This window comes from uncultured Roseobacter sp. (assembly GCF_947492555.1).
GTDB lineage: Bacteria > Pseudomonadota > Alphaproteobacteria > Rhodobacterales > Rhodobacteraceae > Roseobacter.
Genome location: NZ_CANLNE010000003.1, coordinates 150,586 through 172,834, shown reverse-complemented (window position 1 = coordinate 172,834; position 22,249 = coordinate 150,586). Strand labels below are relative to the sequence as shown.

Here is a 22,249-nt window from a genome sequence, read left to right as displayed (position 1 = left end):
GTTTATTATTTTGTCGGGGTTTTACCACAGGCGGCGGCCCATGGGAACGATTTCAGGGTCCTCACTGCAAAAGCGGCGACCACGAGGGGTCCGAGCCACCCTCAGGTGTGCGCACGGGGCGCAGATTGCGGCCCGAGATGTCGACCGAATAGAGCGATGAGCGCCCGCCTTCGCCTTGAGTTTCACGGGTAAACATGATGACGCGGCCATTGGGCGCCCATGTCGGCCCCTCATCGAGGAAGGAGGCGGTCAACAGTCGCTCTTCCGATCCATCTGTGCGCATGACGCCGATGTGGAAGCGCCCGCTGTTCTGCTTGGTAAAGGCGATCAGATCACCGCGCGGCGACCAGACCGGCGTGCCATAGCGCCCCGGCCCAAAGGAAATGCGCTGCGCTTCACCACCGCCAGCAGGCATAATATAGAGCTGCTGCGACCCCGAGCGGTCGCTTTCAAAGACGATCTGGCTACCGTCAGGTGAGAAGCTTGGCGCGGTTTCAATCGACGGGGCGGAGGTCAGCCGCGTGGCGCCGCCTCCGCCGACATTCATGGCCCAGATATCGGTGTTGCCACCCTGGCTGAGCGAAAAGACGATGTTCTGCCCGTCCGGCGCAAAGCGTGGCGCAAAACTCATGGTGCCATCCTGGCTTTCCAGCACCCGCTGCTGCACCGAGCCTACATCCAGCACATAGATGCGCGGAAAACCGGTCTCGTAACTGGTATAAAGCACCCGGTCCCCGTTCGGCGAAAACCGCGGTGCCAGCACGATGGCGCTGCTGTCGGTCAGGTACTGCACACCTGCACCATCGTAGTCCATGATCGCCAGCCGCTTTTGCCGCGCGTCCTTGCTGCCGGTCTCGGACACAAAAACGACGCGGCTGTCGAAATAGCCGCCCTCGCCCGTGATCCGGCTATAGACTGCATCGGCCACTTTGTGCGCCATGCGCCGCCAGCCATCCGTTGTGCCGGTGAATTGCAAGCCCGATCCCATCTCTGCACCCGAAAACACATCGTAGAGCCGGAACTTCACCGCCAGCTGGTTGCCCTGCACCGACACCGCGCCGGTGATCAGGGCCTGCGCGTTGATGGCTTTCCAGTCGGCGTATTGCACGGGTGCAGCAAAGCTGCTGACCTGGCTGATGAAGGCGTTTGCCGGGATTTCCCGGAAAAGCCCCGTGCCCGACAGATCAGCAGAGACAACCTGGCTGATCTGTGCCGCCAATCCGCCCGCATCCCCGGTCTCTGCCTCAAAGACAGGCAGGGCAAACGGCAGGGGTTCAATGACGCCTTCGGTGATCTCGATCCGCAAGGGTCCGTCGCTTTGCGCCAGCGCTGTGCCTGACCAGAACCCGCCAAGCGCCAAGGCCGCACTCAGTACCATTCCCAGAAATCTCATTTGATACGCATCCTTTCGGGATTGAACGTCATCTCAATATCCTGCCACTGGCTATATTTTTCCACGGGTAATTCGAAGCCTTTTGCGCCACATCTGATAATTGCGCGGCGCGCCGCCTCAAATGCCTGCCGGGCGGCCTGCTCAGAGCCGCCGGAACTGGAGGTCATGCGGATCGACGAGGTGACCGGTTTGCCGTCCTGGCTCATCGCCACGCTGACCACCACCGTGACGTTCAGCGCATCCGTAGAGAGAGAGCCGACGTTCCAGCAGGCCTGCACCGCGACCCGCAGTGTGTCCTTCTCCCCGGCGGTCAGGGGCGGCCCTTGCGGCGCGCTTGGCGCGCTTGAGGGCGTGTTCTCACCACTCAGCGCCTCGGCCAGCGCGGCGGCGACCGGGTCTTCCGCCTCTGGCTCCGGCGCCTCACTTGCGGGTGGGTCGGATTCCTCGGTCTCAGCCGGTTGCGCGGTCTGCACCGGGGCGTCGGGGCGGCGCGCAGGGGGGCGCGCCGATGTGTTCGGCACAGCGCTCGGACGCTCCGCCTCGGTGACAATCTCCGTCGCCGCGGCCTCGGGTGCGGTTGCCTCGGCAGGCTCCTGAGGGGTCTCGCCCGCTTCATCCGGTGCCACGGCCTCCTGCTCCACCGGGTCCGGGGTCGCTTCGGGATCGGGTTGGGCAACGGCCTCCGGGGCCACGCGCTCGGCAGCTTCAGGCACCGGCGTGTCGCTGACCTCCGGCACCAGAACGGCCACATCTGCGGGCGGCTCTGGCAGGATCGGTGCCTCGTCACTGACCTCCGCCTGCGGCAGCGGTTCGATCTGCGACACGTCCGGGGCCTCTTCAACGCTCGGCGTCTCCGCGGGCGCGGGCGTTGATTGATCGCTCACCGTATCTTCGGTCGCCGCGATCTCCGGGGCGTCCGGTGTCACCTCAGGGCTGGAAGGTTGCGCCACCTCCGTCGTCGATTGCGGCGCCTGCCCGGCGGCCACCATGGCCGCGTATTCCTCACCCGAAATCACCGACACGGCGCGGGCCTCAAAGGGCAAGGGTTCGGCGGCGAAGACATCGCCAAAGACCAGCCAGCCGATCAATGCCAGATGCCCCGCCCCTGAGATATAATGCCCGGTGTGCACCGCGCCCTACCGGTCCTGTCCGTCCAGCGTCGGCCCGCCGATGTCCGTGACCAGCCCGATATTGGCAAAACCGCCCGCGTTCAGCGCGCCCATGACCTCCATGACCTGCGCATAGGGTACCGCCCCATCCGCGCGCAGGAAAACCTGGTCACTGGAGCGCTCCGCAGCAATTGCGCGCAACTTGGGGATCAACTCCCCCCGCGCCGTCTCGGTGGTCTGGATCTGCAGGTCACCCGTCGCGGTGATGGTGATGGTCAGCGGCTCTTCCTGTTCCGTCGGCAGCGCACCGGCAGCGGTTTTCGGCAGTTCCACCGGCACACCGACGGTCAGCAAGGGGGCCGCCACCATGAAGATGATCAGCAGCACCAGCATCACATCCACAAAGGGTGTGACGTTAATCTCGGACATGGGCTGCGCCTTGCCGCGCCCGCGCCGTCTGCGCCGCGTGCCTTCGCCCTGGTTCTGAATGACGCCTGCGCCCATGACCTATCCGTCCAGCTGGCGGCTGAGGATGGTGGCAAACTCATCCGCGAAAGCCTCGTAGCCCGACAGGATCTTGTCACAATCGGCGCTGAGCTTGTTGTAGAAGATCACCGCCGGGATCGCTGCGAGAAGCCCCAGACCCGTGGCCAGCAAAGCCTCCGCGATACCGGGGGCAACCACGGCGAGGTTGGTGTTCTGCTGTTCTGCAATCTCGATGAAGGCGTTCATGATCCCGATCACCGTCCCGAAAAGCCCGATAAAGGGGGTCGACGACCCCACAGTCGCCAACACTGTCAGTCCGCCGCGCAGGTAATCGGCTTCCTTATTGATCGCCACGTCCATTGACCGATCAATCCGCGAGGTGGCCCCGGCGATCAGCCCACCGTCATCGCGGTGCGAGCGGCGCCATTCTGTCATGCCAGAAGCGAATATCTTCTCCGAACTGCCCGACGGCGCGGGGCCGACCGTCTCAAAGAGCCCGTCCAGCGGCTCGCCGGACCAGAACGCCTGATCAAACTCTGCTGCCTCGGCACGGGCGCGCCGGTAGACAAGCAGCTTCATCACGATGATCGACCACGACCAGAAGGAGGCCACGATCAGCATGATCATCACGATTTTTACGATTAAGGTCGCGCGGGCAAAAAGCCCCCAGAATGAGAAATCAATCTCATGCGCCAATGCCAGCGTTTCTGCTTCCATGATGCCTGCTCTTTACTGTTCACCGCTCTTGGGTCGTTTTGCCGACCTCAATTTCACGCGATTCTATCGAAGAACAATGCGGATTGCTATCACTATGCTGTCATGACGCCGGGGTTATTGGCATTGAGCGGAGTTCTGCTGGCAATCTGGTGGGCTTTCCGCCCGCACCGATACAGGCAATCGTGACGTCGGCGGCAAAGAGCAGATCGTCATCGCGCCGCACCTTCTGGCGCATGACCATGCGCGCGGGCGTCAGGTGGATAAGCGTGGTTTCGACCTCCAGTGTGTCGTCAAATCGCGCTGACTGGAGGTAGTCCGCCTCAATCCGGCGCACCGCAAAGACCACGCCCTTGGTCTTCATCGCCAGTTGGTCGATGCCCATATCGCGCACCCAGTCGCTGCGGGCGCGTTCGATATAGCGCAGATAGTTCGCGTGGTAGACAATGCCCGCCATGTCGGTGTCTTCGTAGTAGACGCGGACCCTGAAACGGTGCATCGGCCTAGCCCTCCCGGTGACACGCGGCGGCCTGCGTCACCAAGCCGTCGGCCCCGAAGTAGAGCGTCTCTGCCGCCAGTACGCCGCGATGGTTCTTGTAGGTGATCACCATCATCTCGTGGCCCTCGAACACATCTTCCACGGTAAAGATCAGGTCGGGCTGCCCCTCCAGCGCCTTCGCCCAATAGGCCCGCAGTGCCTCCTTGCCGCGGATCATACCGTCGCCCATCAGGGTTTGCGCCTTGCGCGAGTGAAAGACGATGTCGTCGCTGTAGTGCGCCAGGATACGGTCGAGATCGTGGCTGTTCCAGCCTGCCTGCCACGCCCTGGCAAAGGCCTGATAGTCAATCGCGCTCATTGCACCTGTCCAATGCGGGCCGCAAGACGCAGTGCATGGCTGCTGTCCTGTGCCGCCGGCGGCATGACCGGATCATAGGCCGCGCGGATCAGCGCGGAGATCTCCGGCCGCAGGATGGTCTTGTCCCCGGCCACGGCCAGCGGTGACTGCTGCCGGAATGCAGCGTCCGACCACAACAACACCGACTGCACGATCTGGCTCAGCGCCAGGGTCTGTGCGGGCACATCACTCAAGGCCTCGTCCATGCGCAGGAAGACGAAACAGGCCTTGATCGCCCCCTCCGGATCGAAATGAAAGACACGGTACTGATTGGCACCCGCCGCTTTCAGCTTTTCCACCAGCGGTCCCAACTCAAGGATCAGGCGGTCCAGCCCCGGCACCTCGGGCAATTCGTCCCAGTCCTGAAAGAAGAACACCATGAGGTTGCTGCCCAATTCCGGGTCCGTCTCGGCCATCTGATGGCCGGATAAGGTCATCACCGCCTCCAGCGCACCTTTGATGACGGCCAGCGTCTCGTCGGTCACGCCGAAGACCACAGGCGCAATCGGGCGGCCCCAACGGGCAAAGACATAGTCTCCACTCTCACGTGTGAATAGGGCCTCGATCTTGGTGGCGTCGATCATGTGGGTCTTCTTGCTTTCGTTGCTCGGATCAGGGGGGAACGGTGGCGCACCGGATCAGCCTCCAAAGAGATCAGATTGCGGTTTCGGCGCCTGTAGCCCCAGGTGCGTCCACCCTTTCTGTGCCAGCATGCGGCCCCGTGGCGTGCGCTGAATAAGACCCTGCTGCAGCAGAAAAGGTTCGATCACCTCTTCCAGGGCATCGCGGCTCTCGGACAGCGCCGCGCTCAGCGTTTCGATCCCGACAGGCCCCCCGGCATAGTTTTCGGCGATCAAGCTCAGATAGCGCCGGTCCGCCCCATCCAGCCCCAGATGATCGACACCCAGGCGTGTCAGCGCCATGTCGGCCAGATCGCGCGTCACCTTGCCATCGCCCTCGACCACGGCGAAATCCACGACCCGTCGCAAAAGCCGCCCGGCAATCCGCGGTGTGCCACGCGCGCGCCGCGCAATCTCGCGCGCCCCGCCTTCATCCGCCGGTGCCCCAAGCTTGCGCGCATTCCGGTCCACGATGATGAACAACTCGTCCTCTGTATAGAACTGCAGCCGCGTGGGAATGCCGAAGCGGTCGCGCAGCGGCGTGGTCAGCAGCCCCATGCGTGTGGTGGCCCCCACCAGCGTAAAGGGCTGCAGCTCGATCCGTACCGTGCGCGCCGCCGGTCCCTCACCGATCACCAGATCAAGTTCAAAATCCTCCAACGCGGGGTAGAGCACCTCCTCCACTGCCGGGTTTAGCCGGTGGATTTCATCTATGAAGAGCACATCGCGCGGTTCCAGATTGGTCAGGATCGCCGCCAGATCGCCCGCCTTGGCCAGCACCGGGCCGGACGTCATGCGAAACCCCACGCCCAACTCCCGCGCCATGATCTGCGCCAGCGTGGTTTTGCCCAGACCGGGTGGGCCGTGAAACAACGTGTGATCCATCGCCTCGCCGCGCTGGCGTGCGGATTGGATGAAGACACGCAGATTGGCCCGCGCCTCGGCCTGCCCCACGAATTCATCGAGCATCTGCGGGCGCAGCGCCCGGTCGTGATCCTCGGGCAGCGGCTCCGGCCGCACGGTGGGGTCAATATCGCTCATGGGGTGTCCTGCAGGGTCCCGGGCATCTTAGCCCTTCGGCGCAAGAAGTTTCAACGCCGCACGAATAAGCGCTGGGGTATCCGCCTCAGGTGCCTCACCCGCCGCTTGCGCCACAGCCCCCGCAGCGTCCCCGGGACCGTATCCCAGATTGCCCAGAGCCGACAGCGCATCCGCCTGAGCCGAGGGCGACGTCTGTGGCGCGGGGGCCGCCGTGGCGGGGGTCTCGATGACCGCCGCCACGGCATCGCCGGTCGCGGCGGCAAGGGTGCCCCCCATGGCCATCACACCGGGCGCCTTATCCTTGAGGTCCAGCACCACGCGCTGCGCGATTTTGGGGCCAACCCCCTTGGCCGCCTTGACCGCGTTCCAATCCCCCAGGGCAATGGCGCAGCTCACACCGTCGGGCCCCAAAGTGCCCAAGATGGCCAGCGAGGCTTTGGCCCCCACCCCCTGTACCGAGGTCAGCAGCCGGTGCCATTCCTTCTCCGCCAATGTCATGAACCCAAAGAGTTGCATCAGGTCTTCGCGCACCACAAGATCGGTAAAAAGCGCCACAGCCTCGCCCACGCCAGGCAATGCGGCCAGGGTCCGCTCAGAACAATAGACCAGATAGCCGACGCCGCGCACATCGATCAACACGTGATCCGGGGCGCGATACTCGATCCGGCCGGTGATCTTGCCGATCATGCCCGCGCCCTCTCAATGGCAGCACTAAGGCCACCCGCGCCGCTATGATGCACATGACAAATGGCAATCGCCAGTGCATCCGCCGCGTCGGGCCCGGCAATCTCTGCACCGGGCAGTTGCAACTTCACCATATGCAGCACCTGCCGCTTATCCGCATGGCCCACACCAACAACCGCCTTCTTGACCGAATTCGGGGCATATTCGCCAATGCTCAGCCCCGCCTGTGCCGGTACCAACATCGCGATCCCGCGGGCCTGACCCAGTTTGAGCGTGCCCGCGCCATCCTTGTTCACGAAAGTCTGTTCGATGGCTGCCTGCTGCGGGGCATGTTCCGCGACCACGGCACTCAACTGGCTATGCAGGGACAACAGACGCTGCGCCAGATCCGCACCACTTGAATGACAGATTCCATTGGCAACATGGCTGATCCGACTGCCCGACACGTCAATAACGCCCCATCCGAGGTTCCGCAACCCCGGATCAATGCCAATTATCCTTATCATAAGCCCTGCCCTGACGATTTAAGTCGTTTTTTATGCATTAGCACGAAAGGCGAACATCCGCAAAGTGCTTCATTTTCCAGACGGCAATTCAATCAAATGGCAAACACTGACCCGATCGAAGGTCAAATACGTCAGATTCCGGTCTGTTTTCGACACGCAGTAGATTTTATTTTCTGTTTATTTACATACTGTTAACCACAACGTGAACCCATGCACGGAATGCATATCAAACATGCATTTTCACATCTTGCTCAAAATTCAGGCAATCCCTATCTGCAGCTCATCACACACCGGCATGACCGGTTCACCTTCAGATAAAGGACGGCTACAATGGCTACTTTTGATACTTCCCGCACCACCTATGGCTCCGCAACTGTTGCAAGCCGTTTCTTCAGCACCATCAGCGCAGCAATTGCCTCCATGATCGCATGGAACGACGCGCGCGTGACGCGCAATGCCCTGGCAGGCCTGACTGATCGTGAACTCGAAGACATCGGCCTGAGCCGTTCGGACATCGACGCAGTCGCTGAAAGCAACATCATCCGCTAAGCGCTGCTGTCGTGCCATGTTGGCGCAGATACGAAAAAGCCGCCTCTTCCGAAACGGGAGAGGCGGCTTTTTTAACAGTGAACACCTTTGGAGGGACGTTCATTCACACACCCGAACAGAACCTGGTTCCGTTCGCACACATCAGGGTAGTTTCGTGACAATCGTCTCGGCCATATAAGACGACACGACGTCTGGTTGCATCACCCACGCCACAACCTGTTCAAACATCGTGCCAGCCTCCAAGCGCTCAATGCGCCCTTCATACGTGGCAAGCCCGGTCGATACGATCATCAAAGACTTAAAGAGCAAAATGCCGACAACGGTGAAGACAATCGTGCGGGGTCTGATCGGGAACCGCGCACGCTTGGGCTCGACCGTGATCAGGCCATCGGGGCCGATCTTTGCAGTGTAGCCGCGCGCCATTTTCTTGTGTTTCGTGCTGAGCACGGCAAGGCGTTTTTCGAATTGAGCGTAATCTGTCACCACACTCTCCTGAAGATCAGGCCCCCACCGGATCTATTCAAAATTGCCGCTAAAACGTCTCAAATTCAAGACAAACCACCAAAATGCGGCGGAAATGGGGCAATTAAGGCAGTTCTCTACCCAGAGTAAGCGTGGTCCAGTCAACAATCTGCTCGCGGTGAATTAGATTGATGCCGGCATCGGCATAAACCTCGATCACATCATCGGCCTGCTCATTCAGAATACCAGACAGAATCGCGTGTCCGCCGGGGGCCAGATGCCGTGCCATATCCGGGGCCAAAGCGATCAGCGGCCCCTTCAAAATATTGGCAAAAACCAAATCGAACGGGCTTGTGGCAAGCAAATCTGGATGATCAAAACCCGCCGCTTCAAGGCACAAAACCCGCCCCTCAAGTCCGTTTGCCGCCGCATTACTGCGCGCCACGTCGACAGCCACCGCGTCGATATCGCTTGCCAGTACCGGGTTTGGCCAGATCCGGGCGGCGGCCATGGCCAGAACCGCCGTGCCGCAGCCGATATCTACCACTTTCTGGCCCACCACACCCGCATTCGCCAATCTGTCAAGGGCGCGCAGACATCCCAGGGTGGTGCCGTGATGCCCGGTCCCAAAGGCCATTGCTGCCTCGATCAACAAGGGCTCCGCCCCCGCCGGCACCTGATCCGCATCATGACTGCCGTAGACAAAGAAACGCCCGGCGGCCACGGGGGCCAATTCGCGTCGCACATGGGCCACCCAATCGGTTTCCGGCACTTCGGAGACGACAAAGGGTTTGGCGCCCATGGCAAGAGCCAGAAGTGTCAGCGCGGTGTCATCCGGCGGGTCGGTGAAGTACCCACCCACTTCCCACAGGCCGGAGTCGTCTTCGACTTCAAAGACACCAACACCCGTTGGCTCCGGATCGAGCGCTTCCATGGCAGCCCCGAGTTTTTCGGCAGCGGCTTTGCCGGGCAATGTGGTCAGGGCGGTGAAAGTGGGCATCAACGTCTCCGGTATCGGTCCGGGTTCGGGTAGGGCCGGGCGGGCGGAAGGTCAAGCGTCTCCGGCGGGACAGGTCGGAGACTTTGCACAAAGCGCCACCCCCAGAGGGCGGAAAAGGCACCAGCAACGGCCCCGGCCGCTGCCTGGCCGTAAATTACCCCCGGCGCGCCGTAATATGTGGCCAGCAGGGCTGCGGCAGGCCAGCTCATCGCCCCGTCCTTCAGCCAGTTGACCACCGTCGAACGCCCGGGTTTGCCGAGATTGTTGAAGGCCGCGTTGGAGACAAAGAGCGCACCGACAAAGATGAACCCGCCCACGCCAATGGTGGTAAAGGCCCAAATCACTTCCGCGCCCTGCCCGCTCAACCCGAAGACCGCGATCACATGCGGCGTTGCCACAAGCAGAAGCGCCCAGGTCACGCCGGTGTAGATCAGACAGAAAATCAACGCATCACGGTAGGTCGTGCGCAAACGATCACACTGCCCCGCCCCATAGTTCTGACCAAAAATCCCGCCAATGGCACCCGAAAGGGCAAAGATCCCACCGAAGGCCACCACCGTCAGCCGCCCGACCACGGCCCAGGCCGCAACGGCATCATCGCCAAAAGGTGCCATCACGATCGTCAGGAAGTAGTTGCCCGCGGGTGTCGCCATCTGCGTTGCAATGGCGGGCACTGCGACGATCATAAAGGGCCGCAAAACCTCGCCGGTCAGGGACAGGTTGGGCATGGCGATCAACCGGTGTTGGTAAGCCGCATAGAACAGCCCCAGCCCCATCAAGGCCAGCCGGAATGCGAACAGGCCAATGGCCGCGCCATCCAGCCCAAGACCCAGCCAGAAGATAAGGATCGGGTCCACCAGCATCAGGAGCGACCCGGACAGCAGGGTCACATACATCGCTTTCGCCCCCAGACCCTCCGCGCGCAAGGCACCCGAAGCGACCATGCCCACGGCCATGAAGGGCAGAGACGGGATCGTGAACCCCAGATAGCGGGCCGCCAAAGCAGCCGTGTCACCGCTGGCCCCCGCCAAGGCCACAAGATCATGCCGGAACAGGACGATCAGAATAGCGACGACCGTTTGGATGATCGCAGCAATGGCAATGGCACCGCCGGCCTGCCGCCGGGCCGCCTCCCGGTTACCCGCGCCGATGCTGCGTGAGATCAACGCCGTCGCCGCGATCATCAACCCCACCCCGGAGGAGACCGAAAAGAACTGAATTGCATAAGCAAAACCGATGGCCGCCACCAGCGACGGATCGCCCAGCTGCGACACCCAGAGAAGATTGGCCGCATCCACCAGAAACACGAAGGTGATGCCCATGGCCCCCGTAGCCGTCATGCGCACCACATGCCCCATGGTCGAGCCGGTCAGGAACCGGGCGTCGCTCATTCCGCCGCTGCCGTCACCGGGTGGGAAAAGATGGTTTCATTGCCCTTCTCAGGGTGGCGCGGGATCATCATCGCGAGGATCAATGAGACCCCCGCCATCCCTGCGGCCAGGAAAAACACCGCAGCGGGTGACGCCAGCCACAACAGTCCCAAAAGAACCGGCAAAAAGACCGCCGCGATGTGATTGATCGTGAATGCGACGGCAGCCGTGGGGGCAATGTCGCCCGGGTCCGCGATCTTCTGGAAATAGGTCTTCAGCGCCAGCGCGAGACCAAAGAAGATATGGTCAATCACGTAAAGCGTTGCCGCCACCGCCACGCCCCAGCCAAGATAATAGACCCCACCGTAGGACAGAAACACGATGATCAGCCCGATGTATTCAAAACCCAGCGTGCGGCGTTCCCCAAAATAGCTCACCGCGCGCCCCAGCAGGGGCGCCACCAGCATGTTGATCACCAGATTGATAAGATAAAGCAGCGTGATCTCATGCACGTCATAGCCAAACTTCTCGACCATCATGAAGCCCGCAAAGACCACGAAAATCTGTCGCCGCGCGCCGGACATGAACTGCAATGCGTAGTAGAGCCAATACCGCCTGCGCAGGATCATCTTCTTGATCTGCGGATTGGGCGCTTCGAACTGCGGATAAGCGATCATCGCGAAAACTGCGATGGCAACGGTGATGCCGCCCCCGATCAGGTAGACGATGTTATAGCTGAGCTGCAGCGTGTCCCAGAGCGCCATGATCGCCAGATAGGCCACCAGCGTCGCGGCTGACCCGGCCGCCAGCAGCCACCCAAGCATCTGCGGCGCTTCTTTCTTGCTCAGCCACTGCAACTGCAGCGACTGGTTGACCGTCTCGTAATAGTGAAAGCCAATCGAACTGAGCATGGTGATGGTCAAAATGCCGCCCATCGACGGGAACCAGGCGGTGACCGCCGTGGCCGCCCCCAGCAGGATCAGGGACACCAGCCCGAGCACCTGTTCCCGCACAAAGATGATGATCGCAATCACCCCCACGGCGAGGAAACCGGGGATCTCCCGCACCGTATGCAGCAAACCGATGTCGCCCCCGTCAAAGCTGGCCGCCTCGATCACGAAGTTGTTCAGCAGGGCAGACCAGGTGTTGAAGGCAATGGGCATCGCCAGCGCCATCAGGAACAACAACGCAATCGGTCGCCGCCAAAACGGCAACCGCTTTGCATCTGCAAGGTTCACAAACTGGGCCATGCCCGAGCCATAGGCGTTTTGCCTGCCATTGGCGAGGCGCAAAAACGCACAAAACCTGTCCGCAGGTGCACCCGCCCTTTCATTGTTCATCAAATATGCCCGCCGGAGGCCCTTCTCGCGGCGCCAGCGCGAGAGGCAGACTGCTCAATAAAAACTCTGCGGATCGATATCCACCGCCAGCCGCAGATCACCCTTGATGCGCAATTGCCCGACCCATTTGGCCAGGGCCTCCTGCAGCGGTGCCGATTTCTCCGCCTTGACCAGCAGCCTCACTCGGTGCCGCCCCCGCACTCGCGCAATGGGTGCCGGAGCCGGGCCAAAAACCTGTGCGCCGATGGCCCGCAGCGGGGCATCCTGACGGGCCAGGAAATTGCCCGCATCAAACACCATCGCCACATCCGGTGCGCTCAGAATGATCCCGGCCATACGCCCGTAGGGCGGCACGCCTGCCGCCTCCCGCTCACGCGCCTCCGCCGCCCAGAACCTCTCTTCGTCCCCTGCCAGAATAGCGCGGATCACCGGATGCTCCGGTTGATAGGTCTGCATCAGGGCTGCGCCCGGTTTCTCAGCCCGCCCTGCGCGCCCGGCCACCTGCCGCATCAGCTGAAAGGTCCGCTCCGCCGCGCGCAGATCCGAGCCCTGCAGCCCCAGATCGGCATCGATCACCCCCACCAGCGTAAGTTTGGGAAAGTTGTGCCCCTTTGCCACCAGTTGTGTGCCGATGATCACATCCGCGGCCCCCTCGGCAATGCCCTCGATCTCAGCCTTCAATGCCCGCGCGGACCCATACATGTCCGAACTCAGGGTCGCGATGCGCGCCTCGGGAAACAGCGCCGCCGCCTCTTCGCCCAACCGCTCGACACCGGGCCCGACAGCGGCCAGCTTCCCCTCGACATCGCAGGAAGGACAGACCTGCGGCATCGGCTTGGTCTCGCCGCATTGGTGACAAACCAACCGCTTGAGGAACCGGTGCTCGACCATGCGCGCATCACAGTGATCACAGCCGATCTGATGCCCGCAGGCCCGGCAGAGCGTGATCGGCGCATAGCCGCGCCGGTTGATAAAGAGCAGCGATTGCTCATCGGCTTCCAACCGCGCTTCGACCTCGCGCTGCAAGACCGCAGAAATCCAGCGGTTGGACGGCAGCTGCTCCACCCGCATGTCAATCGCGCGCATCTCGGGCATGACTGCCAGACCAAAGCGCGAGGTCAGCTCCAACCGTTTGTATTTACCGGCCTCCGCATTCGCCCAGCTCTCCAATGACGGCGTGGCCGAGGCCAGCACCACCTGGGCGCCGCAGATCGACGCGCGCAGCACAGCCATATCGCGCGCGTTGTAGAGCACCCCTTCCTCCTGCTTGTAGGAGGTGTCATGTTCCTCATCGACCACGATCAGACCCAGATTCTGAAACGGCAGGAACAGCGCCGACCGCGCGCCGATCACCAGTTGCGCATCGCCTTGCCCAACCATGCGCCAGATGCGCCGCCGTTCGGTCATCGTCGCCCCCGAATGCCACTCGGCCGGTTTGGCACCGAAGCGCTCTTGGACACGGGTGAGGAACTCCGCCGTCAGCGCGATCTCCGGCAACAATACCAAAGCCTGCCGCCCGGCACTCAGCGCTGCCGCCACCGCCTCCAGATACACTTCCGTCTTGCCGGACCCGGTCACCCCGCGCAAAAGCGTGGTGCCATAGCGTTCCAACCGCACCGCCTCGGCCAATTGCGCCGCGCCTGCTGCCTGATCCTCGGTCAGCTCTTTACCCGGCAGCGCTGGATCGAGCCGTGGAAAGGGCAGATCCCGTGGGCTTTCCTCTTCGGCGACGGCGCCCTGTGCCACGAGCCCTTTAACCACAGACGGGCCCACCCCCGCCATCTCGGCCAGTTCCTTCAGCGTGAAAGCCAGATCGCCATAGTCGGCCAGAACATCGAGGACCTTGCGCCGCGCCGCCGTCATCTTGTCGGGCTCCGACGCCCCGCGCCGGTAGATTTTGCGCATCGAGGGCGGATCACCCAATCCCGGCGCGCGCGTGGCCAGCCGCAGCATCGCGGGCAGCGGTGTCAGCGTATAATCGGCAGCGCGCTCCAGAAAGCTGCGCATCTCCTCGCGCATCGGCGCCACGTCAAGCACACGCAGAACAGCGCGAATTTTAGCCAGATCATAGTCACCCCTGCCCGGCCCCCAGACCACGCCCAACACCTTGCGCGGTCCCAGCGGCACCTCGACAAAGGCGCCCAGATGGCACCCGCCCTCCGGCGCACGGTAATCCAGCGCACGGCCCAAAGGCTGCGTCGTCAGAACACCGATCAGGTCACCCTGGTCGTAGAATTGTGGCATGCTCAACGGGGCAGGCTCCGGCGGGAATAGGCATTTGAGGGTTTAAGCATCGCAGATCATGCGGTAAAGCCAAGCGCAAGACGGAAAACTGTTAGCGTTCACATCCACCTCCGAAAGGACCCGACCCATGAAATTCTTTGTCGACACCGCCGACACACAGGCGATCTCCGAACTCAATGATCTTGGCATGGTCGACGGCGTGACAACCAACCCGTCCCTGATCCTGAAATCCGGCCGCGACATTCTCGAGGTGACCAAGGAAATCTGTGGCATCGTGGACGGCCCGGTCAGCGCCGAAGTCGTAGCACTTGAGGCCGAAGCGATGATCGCCGAGGGGCGCAAGCTGGCCGAGATCGCGCCGAACATCACCGTCAAACTGCCGCTCACCTGGGACGGGCTGAAGGCCTGCAAGGTGCTGTCAAGCGAAGGCAAGATGATCAACGTGACGCTCTGCTTCTCGGCCAATCAGGCGCTGCTGGCCGCCAAGGCCGGTGCGACCTTCATCAGCCCGTTCATCGGACGTCTTGATGACATCAACCTCGACGGCATGGACCTCATTCAGGACATCCGCACCGTCTATGACAACTACGGGTTTGAAACGGAAATCCTCGCCGCCTCCATCCGCTCGGTCAATCACGTGCAGGAGGCCGCACTGATCGGGGCCGACGTCATGACCGCGCCGCCGGAAGTGATCAAGAAGCTGGCGACCCACCCGCTGACCGATAAGGGGTTGGAGCAATTCATGGCCGACTGGGCCAAGACCGGTCAGAACATCCTCTGACCGGCACGCTGTCGAGACTACGCATGCCACCAGCGCCTCGGCTCAGGGCGCTGGCACCCATTGGCAACACCTTGCTCACCTTGACCTCAAGACGCGAAGTTCAGGGCAGATTTTATGGGAATGTCGTGCTAGGGTTGTGAAAAAATAATGAGTAAGAAAATGAGCAGCAGTCCCAAGATTGAAGACGCCCTGAGAGAGGCGATCATCTCTCAACCCGATGTCATTCTGGACGACAAGGATGTCATGAATGCATTGATTGCCGCGAATGAACGCGCGATGGGTGCAAATATCGTCGATCTGCGCGGCATCGCGATGGACCGGATGGAGACCCGGCTGGACCGGCTCGAAGACACACATCGTTCGGTGATTGCGGCGGCTTATGAAAACCTCGCGGGCACCAACCAGATCCACCGCGCCATCCTGCGCATGCTGGACCCTGTGGACTTTGAACCATTTCTGAAAGATCTCGGCGGCGATGTTGCGGAAATCCTGCGTGTCGATGCGGTCAGGCTTGTGCTTGAGACGGCGCAAGGTGACATGGACCTGGTGCTGAGCAGCCTTAGCGATGTACTGACGATCGCGGATCCCGGTTATGTAGAGGACTACCTGACGCAAGCGCGCGGCGGTGCTGCGCGACAGGTGACATTGCGGCAAGTGCAAGGCGGGTCCGAACGCCTCTATGGTGACAAGGCGGCCTGGATCAAATCGGAAGCATGTCTCAAGCTGGATTTCGGCCCTGGTCGTCTGCCCGGCCTTCTGGTGCTTGGCGCGGAAGATCCACATATGTTCGGCCCACAACAGGGCGCCGATCTTTTGGTCTTTTTCACTGGCGTGTTCGAACGGGCAATGCGCCGCTGGTTGTCGTGAGCCTGATCAGTCCAGCCGCGCGGGATGCGCTGGAGACCTGGCTGAGCCATCAGCGGGCCTTGAAGGGCGCAGCGCCAAACACCGTCACTGCCTATCAAGGGGATGTGGTTGAATTCCTCGCCTTTATCACCGAGCACAAGGGCGAGCGGCAGGGTCTGGCGGCCCTTGCGCGCATTACGGTCACCGATATGCGCGCATGGATGGCGCAGGCCCGCGGCAACGGGATCGCGGCCCGGTCGCTTGCGCGCAAGCTCTCCGCGGTGAAGGCATTTTACCGGTGGCTGGCCGAGCGAGAGGGTTTTGAGCCAACCGCCGTTTTGTCAGTGCGCGCACCCAAGTTTCAAAAGAAGTTGCCGCGCCCGCTGGCCGAAGACGCTGCGCGGAACCTGATAGATGCCATAGAGTTGCAGTCCGAGAAGCCGTGGGTGGCCGCACGGGATGTCGCGGTTGTGACATTGCTCTGGGGTTGTGGGCTGCGCATATCCGAGGCGCTGGGATTAACCGGAGCAGAGGCACCCCTGCCAGACGTGTTGCGTATTCTGGGCAAGGGCGGCAAGGAGCGCGTCGTGCCTGTCGTACCCGCAGCACGCACTGCACTTGATGCATATCTAAAGCTTTGTCCCTATCCCTTGGAGCCTGATCAGCCGCTCTTTCGGGCGATCCGTGGCGGGCCATTGGGCGCGGGGGCGATCCAGAAAGTCATGGCGCGGGCCCGCATGCAGCTTGGCTTGCCAGCAAGCGCCACGCCCCATGCCATGCGCCACAGCTTTGCGACGCATCTGCTGGACGCAGGCGGTGATCTGCGCGCCATTCAGGAGCTTTTGGGCCACGCCTCCCTCTCCACAACCCAGGCCTATACGGCCGTGGATACCGCCCGCCTGATGGAAGTCTACGACCGCGCACACCCCAAGGCCTGAGACCGCTCACGGCTTTGTGCGGCGAGTTTACCCGTCCGTGTGCGGCACCTGTGGCAGTGTCGATCTGCGGCATACCGCCGCATACAATAACCTGAGGGACCTCAATGACACGTTTCAGCCTAGCCCTGTCTGCCATGGCCTTTTCACTGACCGCGACCGCTTCCCATGCTGCGGACTGCGCGTATAACGCAGAAAGCCCGTTCGATCTCGAACAGTCCGAGATCGACGTGCTCTATGATTGCGTGAAGGATGCGATGGCAGAAGGTTACGCCAAGCAGGGGGACGCAACCGGCTCCGAATACCGTAGCTGGACCGTGACGGCGACATCCGCCGCCGTGCAAGGCGCGCACAGTAAACGCGCGCTTCTAACCTTTGCCAATGACATCGCAGCCGAACAATATCTGAAGTTCGAAGAAGAAGGTGTTGTCATGCCTGTGGGCTCAGTTCTGGCCAAGGAAAGTGTGTCGTTCAGCAAGAAGAAGAAACAGGCCCGACCCGGTCCGCTCTTCATCATGACCAAGGTGGCGGCGGGCGAAGCGCCTGAAACCGATGACTGGGTCTATGGAGGTTTGCAACCCAACGGCAAGCCAATGAAGTTCAAGCAGGCTTTCTGCCATGACTGCCATGCCGCCTGGGAAGATCAGGATTTCCTCGCCTATCCGGTCGAAGAGGTGCGCGTCGGCAACTAGACCACTGCAAAACTGGTTCATTCAGGCCCGTTCGGTCGCCCGGCGGGCCTTTTCCTTTTGCATCCCGCAGCCCCTTGCGGCATGAACGCAGCATGACTTTGAGGTTACGCGCGCTTGGCGTGCATTTGTTTACAGCCACGGGCGCGGTTTTCGCCATGCTGTCCATGCTGGCAGCGGTCGATGAGAAGTGGGACCTGATGTTCCTCTGGCTTGTCGTGGCCTTTTTTGTTGATGGCATTGATGGCCCGCTCGCACGGCACTACCATGTGAAAGTCAACGCGCCGGAGTTCGATGGCGTTCTGCTCGACCTGATCATCGACTACCTCACCTATGTTTTCATTCCGGCCTTCGCGCTCTTCAAGTCCGGCCTTATGGATGGCTGGACGGGGTGGTTCGCGATCATCGTGATCACCTTCGCCTCAGCCCTATATTTTGCCGATACACGCATGAAAACGAAAGATAACTCCTTCTCAGGCTTTCCGGGGTGCTGGAATATGCTGGTCCTGGTGATCTTTGCCTTGCAGCCGAATTTCTGGGTCTCGCTCGCGCTGGTAACAGCGCTCGCCATCGCCATGTTCCTGCCGCTGAAGTTCGTACACCCTGTGCGCACAGAACGCTGGCGCTTTATCACCCTGCCTACGGCGCTGGCCTGGACATTCTTTGCGGGCTGGGCGGCCTGGGTGGATTTCCATCCCCAAAGCTGGGCGCATTGGGGCCTGGTCGCGACGTCGGTCTATCTGGTCTTTGCCGGTATCGCGCAGCAGTTGTTCCCCCAGCGGGATGCGACTTGATCTCGAAAGGGTGGCCTGAAAGCCCACCCTACCTGTCTGCCACATCGGTCTCATCCAGCAGGTAAGGTGGGCTTTCAGGCCACCGTTAGTCGGCTCAGATCAGTAGACCGGCAGCTTTTTCATGGCGCAGCAGCGCAACCTTTGTCTCAACGCCGCCTGCCCCGGAAAAACCCGTCAGGCCTTTGGCACCCATGACCCGGTGGCAGGGAATGATGATCGGAATCGGGTTGCCACCACAGGCCTGACCCACGGCCTGCGCCGGCGCCCCCAGAGCCTTGGCGATATCGCCGTAAGTGCAGGTATCGCCGAAGGGGATCGCATAGATCGCATCGCACACGGCACGCTGAAATTCACTGCCCTGCACTTGCAGGGGGAGATCAAAGACCTCACGTTCTCCTGCATCATATTCTCGCAATTGACTTGCCGCCCTCTCCAGTACTGGAGATGTATCCTCACGACGCGCCTTGCCCCAGCGCACGGCTGTGATGGCCCCTGCGTCTTCCACGAGCACCAGATCACCAAATTGGGTTGAGACAGTCTTTTCCAACATAGACGTCATCGTGGCGCGAGACCCGCACCACGGCAACCCGATTTCTGCGCTTCCGAAGGAACAGCGGCGACCCGAAGGCCACCGCTACGACCCACTGTCAGGTCATTGCCGCGTCGCAGCGTCCACAGACCCCCGTATGGCCATGGGTGCCCACGTCCGGCAGCACTTTCCAGCAGCGGGCGCATTTGTCGCCCTCAGCCTTCGCAAATACAACCGCAACGCCCGGCACTTCCGGCAAGGTAAATGCACCCTCCGGTGCTGCTGTGCCCGTGACGTTTACCTGTGAGGTGATGCAGATGTCCTCAAACGGCAACGCCTCGAGCACCGCGCGAAGGGCGTCATCCACAACATGCACGACCGGGGCCGCCTCGAGCGATGCGCCGATGACCTTGTTGGTCCGTTCTACTTCCAGTGCTGCGGTGACGACCCGGCGCGCGGCACGTACCCCGGACCACTTCGCCGCAAGATCCGGCCCGATCCAGTCCTTGGGCGTCTCCGGGAAGTCCTGCAGATGAACCGAACTGCCCGCCTCCGGGAACCGTTCCAGCCACACTTCTTCCATCGTGAAGACCAACACCGGCGCCAGCCATGTGGTCAGGCGGTGGAAGAGCAGGTCCAGCACGGTGCGTGCCGACCGGCGCGCCACCGTGTCGCCATCACAATAGAGCGCGTCCTTGCGGATATCGAAGTAGAAGGCCGACAGATCCACCGTTGCAAAGGTGAAGACCGCCTGAAACACGCGCTGAAAGTCGTATTTCGCATAGCCATCACGCACCGTCTGATCCAGTTCCGCCAGACGGTGCAGCACCCAACGCTCCAGCTCTGGCATGTCCGATACATCCATTCGGTCCGCCGCGCTGAAATCAGTCAGCGACCCCAGCATGTAGCGCATGGTGTTGCGCAAGCGGCGATAGCCGTCAGCCACGCCCTTGAGGATTTCAGGCCCGATCCGCTGATCCAGCGTGTAATCCGTCTGCGCCACCCAGAGCCGCAGAATATCCGCGCCATATTGTTGCACGACCTTTTCCGGCACGATGGTATTGCCGAGGGATTTGGACATCTTCATGCCCTTCTCATCCAGCGTGAACCCGTGGGTCAGCACGGCCCGGTAGGGCGCATGGCCTTGCGTGCCCACCGACTGCAGCAGCGAGGAATGGAACCAGCCGCGGTGCTGATCGGTGCCTTCGAGATAGAGATCGGCGATCCCGTCGTCGGACCCGTCTTCACGGTCACGCAGGGTAAAGGCGTGGGTGGAGCCACTATCGAACCACACATCAAGGATGTCGGTCACCTGGTCATAGTCGTTAGGGTTCACGACATTGCCCAGAAAACGCTCTTTGGCGCCTTCCATGTACCACGCATCCGCACCTTCGGTCTCAAACGCCTCGACGATGCGCGCGTTCACCTCGGCGTTGCGCAGCAGGAAATCCGCATCCGTCGGCAGCGCGCCCTTCTTGGTGAAACAGGTCAACGGCACGCCCCAGGCCCGCTGGCGCGACAGCACCCAGTCGGGCCGCGCCTCCATCATCGAATGCAGGCGGTTGCGCCCGGATTTCGGCGTCCATTGCACGTTGTCGATTTCGGTCAGTGCCCGTTCACGGATTGTGGTGCCATGGTCGTCCTGCCCGTCGCCCACCGTCTTGTCGATCGCGGCAAACCACTGCGGTGTGTTGCGATAGATCACCGGTGCCTTGGAGCGCCAGGAATGCGGGTAGCTGTGCCTGATCTTGCCCCGCGCGAGCAGCCCGCCGACCTCGGCCAGCTTGCTGATCACGGCGCTGTTGGCGTCGCCTTCCTTGCCGTTCGGCTTCAGGATCGCCTTGCCGCCAAAAAACGGCAGTCCGTCGCGGAAATGCCCCTCGTCCGTGACGTTGTAGGTGATGACATCCTGCAGCATGCCCAAATCACGGTAGAGCTCATATTCCTCCATCCCGTGAGAGGGCGCGCAATGCACAAACCCCGTGCCCTCTTCGTCGGTCACGAAATCCGCCGCACGGAAGTCGCGGATGTCATCCCACTCGCCACCACTGCCCTCGGCATCTTTCAACGGATGCGCCACGCGCAGCTGGCTCAATTCCTGCGCCGTGACGTCCCGCACACGGCGGTACATGGTGTCATCCAACCGCGCCCGGCCCAGCACATCCACCGCCAGCTTGTCCGCCAGCAGATACCGCTCCCCGATGTTTGCCCAGCATTCGTCCGGCCGCCCGATGATTTCGTACAGCCCGTAAGAGATATCCGCGCCATACACCACCGCCTTGTTGGAGGGCATGGTCCACGGCGTGGTGGTCCAGATCACCACATAGGCCCCGTCCAGATCAGACATCGCCTGCACCTGGCCAGCCTCACCCGACACCGGCGACGTCGTCTCATTGATCAAGGCCTTGAACTTCACCCAGATGGTGAAGCTGTCCTTGTCGTGATACTCCACCTCCGCCTCGGCCAGCGCGGTCTTCTCGACCGGCGACCACATCACCGGCTTGGACCCCTGGTAAAGCGTGCCGTTCATCAGGAATTTCATGAACTCCTCGGCGATCACCCGTTCGGCATGAAAATCCATCGTCAGATAGGGCTTTTCCCATTTGCCGGTGATCCCCAAACGCTTGAATTCATCGCGCTGCACGTCCACCCAGCCCTCGGCAAATTTGCGGCACTCCTGACGGAAATCGACGACGTCCACATCGTCCTTGTCCTTGCCCTTGGCGCGATATTGCTCCTCGATCTTCCACTCGATGGGCAGCCCGTGACAATCCCACCCGGGGATGTAGCGCGCGTCAAAGCCCATCATCTGCTGGCTGCGCACGACCATATCCTTGAGCGTCTTGTTCAGCGCATGCCCGATGTGCAGATGCCCGTTGGCATAGGGGGGGCCATCGTGCAGCGTAAAGGAGGTGCGCCCCGGCTTTTCCCGCAGCCGGTCGTAGATGCCGATCTCTTCCCAGCGCGCCAGCCATTCCGGCTCGCGTTTGGGAAGACCCGCCCGCATCGGAAAGTCGGTTTTCGGCAGGTTCAGCGTTGACTTATAGTCAGGTTTTTCAGCTGTGTCGGTGGTGTCGGCGCACATTGCGGACGTCCTTCAGATATCTTGGCGGAATGGTAAAAGCGGTCGGTGCGAGCGGCTCAAACACCTTGGCCCGGCGTCTCATGGTCTCAGAGCGCCGGGGATATAATTCGAATGATAATCACGCGGAGGTCATCCATGCGCGCCTTATAAGCAGACCGGCACGGCGCGACAAGTCC

The 22,249-nt window shown here is 61.6% G+C and carries 23 protein-coding genes; 6 read left to right on the top strand and 17 right to left on the bottom strand.

Translation table 11 applies throughout. From position 1 onward, the window contains the following. Positions 1 to 61 precede the first annotated feature (61 nt). From tolB to ruvC, 10 genes are all read right to left on the bottom strand, one after another. Complete coding sequence (gene tolB / locus Q1A07_RS13945) at positions 62 to 1,378, bottom strand: Tol-Pal system beta propeller repeat protein TolB (RefSeq protein ID WP_299783542.1); 1,317 nt, start codon at positions 1,376 to 1,378, stop codon at positions 62 to 64. Between the two features lie 11 nt (positions 1,379 to 1,389). After that, positions 1,390 to 2,523 (bottom strand): energy transducer TonB, encoded by a 1,134-nt coding sequence (locus tag Q1A07_RS13940; protein WP_299782338.1) that lies wholly within the window; start codon positions 2,521 to 2,523, stop codon positions 1,390 to 1,392. A 6-nt stretch (positions 2,524 to 2,529) separates the two neighbouring features. Further along, the gene (gene tolR / locus Q1A07_RS13935; protein ID WP_299782335.1) at positions 2,530 to 3,006 is read right to left on the bottom strand and encodes a protein TolR; all 477 of its coding nucleotides are present in this window, start codon (positions 3,004 to 3,006) and stop codon (positions 2,530 to 2,532) included. Positions 3,007 to 3,009: 3 nt separating this feature from the next. After that, positions 3,010 to 3,705, bottom strand: coding sequence for a protein TolQ (gene tolQ / locus Q1A07_RS13930; protein WP_299782333.1), 696 nt, complete (start codon positions 3,703 to 3,705; stop codon positions 3,010 to 3,012). Positions 3,706 to 3,805: 100 nt separating this feature from the next. After that, on the bottom strand, positions 3,806 to 4,201 hold the full coding sequence (gene ybgC, locus Q1A07_RS13925; protein ID WP_299782331.1) for a tol-pal system-associated acyl-CoA thioesterase: 396 nt from the start codon (positions 4,199 to 4,201) through the stop codon (positions 3,806 to 3,808). A 4-nt stretch (positions 4,202 to 4,205) separates the two neighbouring features. Beyond that, entirely contained in the window at positions 4,206 to 4,559 is a 354-nt protein-coding gene (locus Q1A07_RS13920) for a nuclear transport factor 2 family protein (RefSeq protein WP_299782329.1), read from the bottom strand. Further along, entirely contained in the window at positions 4,556 to 5,182 is a 627-nt protein-coding gene (locus Q1A07_RS13915; protein ID WP_299782327.1) for a hypothetical protein, read from the bottom strand. Before Q1A07_RS13915 ends, Q1A07_RS13920 begins: the two co-directional genes overlap by 4 nt. Before the next feature lie 54 nt (positions 5,183 to 5,236). Beyond that, entirely contained in the window at positions 5,237 to 6,259 is a 1,023-nt protein-coding gene (gene ruvB / locus Q1A07_RS13910; protein WP_299782325.1) for a Holliday junction branch migration DNA helicase RuvB, read from the bottom strand. Between the two features lie 27 nt (positions 6,260 to 6,286). After that, complete coding sequence (ruvA, locus tag Q1A07_RS13905) at positions 6,287 to 6,946, bottom strand: Holliday junction branch migration protein RuvA (protein WP_299782323.1); 660 nt, start codon at positions 6,944 to 6,946, stop codon at positions 6,287 to 6,289. Continuing rightward, on the bottom strand, positions 6,943 to 7,449 hold the full coding sequence (gene ruvC, locus Q1A07_RS13900; protein ID WP_299782321.1) for a crossover junction endodeoxyribonuclease RuvC: 507 nt from the start codon (positions 7,447 to 7,449) through the stop codon (positions 6,943 to 6,945). Before ruvC ends, ruvA begins: the two co-directional genes overlap by 4 nt. A 330-nt stretch (positions 7,450 to 7,779) precedes the next feature. Here ruvC and Q1A07_RS13895 point away from each other — a divergent pair, with 330 nt between their 5' ends. Further along, positions 7,780 to 7,998, top strand: a complete 219-nt coding sequence (locus tag Q1A07_RS13895) for a DUF1127 domain-containing protein (protein ID WP_299782319.1) — start codon at positions 7,780 to 7,782, stop codon at positions 7,996 to 7,998. A 141-nt stretch (positions 7,999 to 8,139) separates the two neighbouring features. Here Q1A07_RS13895 and Q1A07_RS13890 read toward each other — a convergent pair whose 3' ends face one another. The 5 genes from Q1A07_RS13890 to Q1A07_RS13870 form a co-directional block, all read right to left on the bottom strand. Then, positions 8,140 to 8,481 (bottom strand): hypothetical protein, encoded by a 342-nt coding sequence (locus tag Q1A07_RS13890; protein WP_299782317.1) that lies wholly within the window; start codon positions 8,479 to 8,481, stop codon positions 8,140 to 8,142. A 103-nt stretch (positions 8,482 to 8,584) separates the two neighbouring features. Beyond that, positions 8,585 to 9,460 (bottom strand): 50S ribosomal protein L11 methyltransferase, encoded by an 876-nt coding sequence (locus Q1A07_RS13885; protein WP_299782315.1) that lies wholly within the window; start codon positions 9,458 to 9,460, stop codon positions 8,585 to 8,587. Further along, complete coding sequence (locus tag Q1A07_RS13880) at positions 9,460 to 10,851, bottom strand: MATE family efflux transporter (RefSeq protein WP_299782313.1); 1,392 nt, start codon at positions 10,849 to 10,851, stop codon at positions 9,460 to 9,462. The genes Q1A07_RS13885 and Q1A07_RS13880 overlap by 1 nt, the downstream gene beginning before the upstream one ends. Continuing rightward, complete coding sequence (locus Q1A07_RS13875; RefSeq protein ID WP_299783541.1) at positions 10,848 to 12,080, bottom strand: MFS transporter; 1,233 nt, start codon at positions 12,078 to 12,080, stop codon at positions 10,848 to 10,850. The genes Q1A07_RS13880 and Q1A07_RS13875 overlap by 4 nt, the downstream gene beginning before the upstream one ends. A gap of 144 nt (positions 12,081 to 12,224) precedes the next feature. Next, positions 12,225 to 14,414: a primosomal protein N' gene (locus Q1A07_RS13870; protein WP_299782311.1), complete on the bottom strand. Its 2,190-nt coding sequence runs from the start codon at positions 14,412 to 14,414 to the stop codon at positions 12,225 to 12,227. 127 nt (positions 14,415 to 14,541) lie between these two features. On the opposite strand from Q1A07_RS13870, the gene fsa reads away from it, so the two are divergent. The 5 genes from fsa to Q1A07_RS13845 all read left to right on the top strand — a co-directional run bounded on the left by fsa (position 14,542) and on the right by Q1A07_RS13845 (position 18,459). Beyond that, positions 14,542 to 15,195: a fructose-6-phosphate aldolase gene (gene fsa / locus Q1A07_RS13865; RefSeq protein ID WP_299782309.1), complete on the top strand. Its 654-nt coding sequence runs from the start codon at positions 14,542 to 14,544 to the stop codon at positions 15,193 to 15,195. Positions 15,196 to 15,354: 159 nt separating this feature from the next. Next, a complete protein-coding gene (locus Q1A07_RS13860; protein ID WP_299782307.1) occupies positions 15,355 to 16,062 on the top strand; it encodes a DUF484 family protein in 708 nt (235 codons plus the stop codon). After that, positions 16,059 to 16,979 (top strand): tyrosine recombinase XerC, encoded by a 921-nt coding sequence (locus Q1A07_RS13855; RefSeq protein WP_299782305.1) that lies wholly within the window; start codon positions 16,059 to 16,061, stop codon positions 16,977 to 16,979. The genes Q1A07_RS13860 and Q1A07_RS13855 overlap by 4 nt, the downstream gene beginning before the upstream one ends. Before the next feature lie 104 nt (positions 16,980 to 17,083). Continuing rightward, the gene (locus tag Q1A07_RS13850) at positions 17,084 to 17,668 is read left to right on the top strand and encodes a cytochrome P460 family protein (protein ID WP_299782303.1); all 585 of its coding nucleotides are present in this window, start codon (positions 17,084 to 17,086) and stop codon (positions 17,666 to 17,668) included. A gap of 92 nt (positions 17,669 to 17,760) precedes the next feature. Continuing rightward, a complete protein-coding gene (locus Q1A07_RS13845; protein ID WP_299782301.1) occupies positions 17,761 to 18,459 on the top strand; it encodes a CDP-alcohol phosphatidyltransferase family protein in 699 nt (232 codons plus the stop codon). A gap of 94 nt (positions 18,460 to 18,553) precedes the next feature. Here Q1A07_RS13845 and Q1A07_RS13840 read toward each other — a convergent pair whose 3' ends face one another. Further along, the gene (locus Q1A07_RS13840; RefSeq protein WP_299782299.1) at positions 18,554 to 19,009 is read right to left on the bottom strand and encodes a methylated-DNA--[protein]-cysteine S-methyltransferase; all 456 of its coding nucleotides are present in this window, start codon (positions 19,007 to 19,009) and stop codon (positions 18,554 to 18,556) included. A gap of 97 nt (positions 19,010 to 19,106) precedes the next feature. Then, entirely contained in the window at positions 19,107 to 22,073 is a 2,967-nt protein-coding gene (gene ileS, locus Q1A07_RS13835) for an isoleucine--tRNA ligase (protein WP_299782297.1), read from the bottom strand. Between the last annotated feature and the right edge of the window lie 176 nt (positions 22,074 to 22,249).

Coding starts and splice junctions, on each gene's coding strand:
- ileS (WP_299782297.1), bottom strand. CDS start 22,073: ATGTGCGCCGACACCACCGACACAGCTGAAAAACCTGACTATAAGTCA.
- ruvA (WP_299782323.1), bottom strand. CDS start 6,946: ATGATCGGCAAGATCACCGGCCGGATCGAGTATCGCGCCCCGGATCAC.
- Q1A07_RS13915 (WP_299782327.1), bottom strand. CDS start 5,182: ATGATCGACGCCACCAAGATCGAGGCCCTATTCACACGTGAGAGTGGA.
- Q1A07_RS13860 (WP_299782307.1), top strand. CDS start 15,355: ATGAGCAGCAGTCCCAAGATTGAAGACGCCCTGAGAGAGGCGATCATC.
- tolQ (WP_299782333.1), bottom strand. CDS start 3,705: ATGGAAGCAGAAACGCTGGCATTGGCGCATGAGATTGATTTCTCATTC.
- tolR (WP_299782335.1), bottom strand. CDS start 3,006: ATGGGCGCAGGCGTCATTCAGAACCAGGGCGAAGGCACGCGGCGCAGA.
- Q1A07_RS13920 (WP_299782329.1), bottom strand. CDS start 4,559: ATGAGCGCGATTGACTATCAGGCCTTTGCCAGGGCGTGGCAGGCAGGC.
- ruvB (WP_299782325.1), bottom strand. CDS start 6,259: ATGAGCGATATTGACCCCACCGTGCGGCCGGAGCCGCTGCCCGAGGAT.
- tolB (WP_299783542.1), bottom strand. CDS start 1,378: ATGGTACTGAGTGCGGCCTTGGCGCTTGGCGGGTTCTGGTCAGGCACA.
- Q1A07_RS13875 (WP_299783541.1), bottom strand. CDS start 12,080: ATGGCCCAGTTTGTGAACCTTGCAGATGCAAAGCGGTTGCCGTTTTGG.
- fsa (WP_299782309.1), top strand. CDS start 14,542: ATGAAATTCTTTGTCGACACCGCCGACACACAGGCGATCTCCGAACTC.
- Q1A07_RS13845 (WP_299782301.1), top strand. CDS start 17,761: ATGACTTTGAGGTTACGCGCGCTTGGCGTGCATTTGTTTACAGCCACG.
- ybgC (WP_299782331.1), bottom strand. CDS start 4,201: ATGCACCGTTTCAGGGTCCGCGTCTACTACGAAGACACCGACATGGCG.
- Q1A07_RS13840 (WP_299782299.1), bottom strand. CDS start 19,009: ATGTTGGAAAAGACTGTCTCAACCCAATTTGGTGATCTGGTGCTCGTG.
- Q1A07_RS13885 (WP_299782315.1), bottom strand. CDS start 9,460: ATGCCCACTTTCACCGCCCTGACCACATTGCCCGGCAAAGCCGCTGCC.
- Q1A07_RS13870 (WP_299782311.1), bottom strand. CDS start 14,414: ATGCCACAATTCTACGACCAGGGTGACCTGATCGGTGTTCTGACGACG.
- Q1A07_RS13850 (WP_299782303.1), top strand. CDS start 17,084: ATGACACGTTTCAGCCTAGCCCTGTCTGCCATGGCCTTTTCACTGACC.
- Q1A07_RS13880 (WP_299782313.1), bottom strand. CDS start 10,851: ATGAGCGACGCCCGGTTCCTGACCGGCTCGACCATGGGGCATGTGGTG.
- ruvC (WP_299782321.1), bottom strand. CDS start 7,449: ATGATAAGGATAATTGGCATTGATCCGGGGTTGCGGAACCTCGGATGG.
- Q1A07_RS13895 (WP_299782319.1), top strand. CDS start 7,780: ATGGCTACTTTTGATACTTCCCGCACCACCTATGGCTCCGCAACTGTT.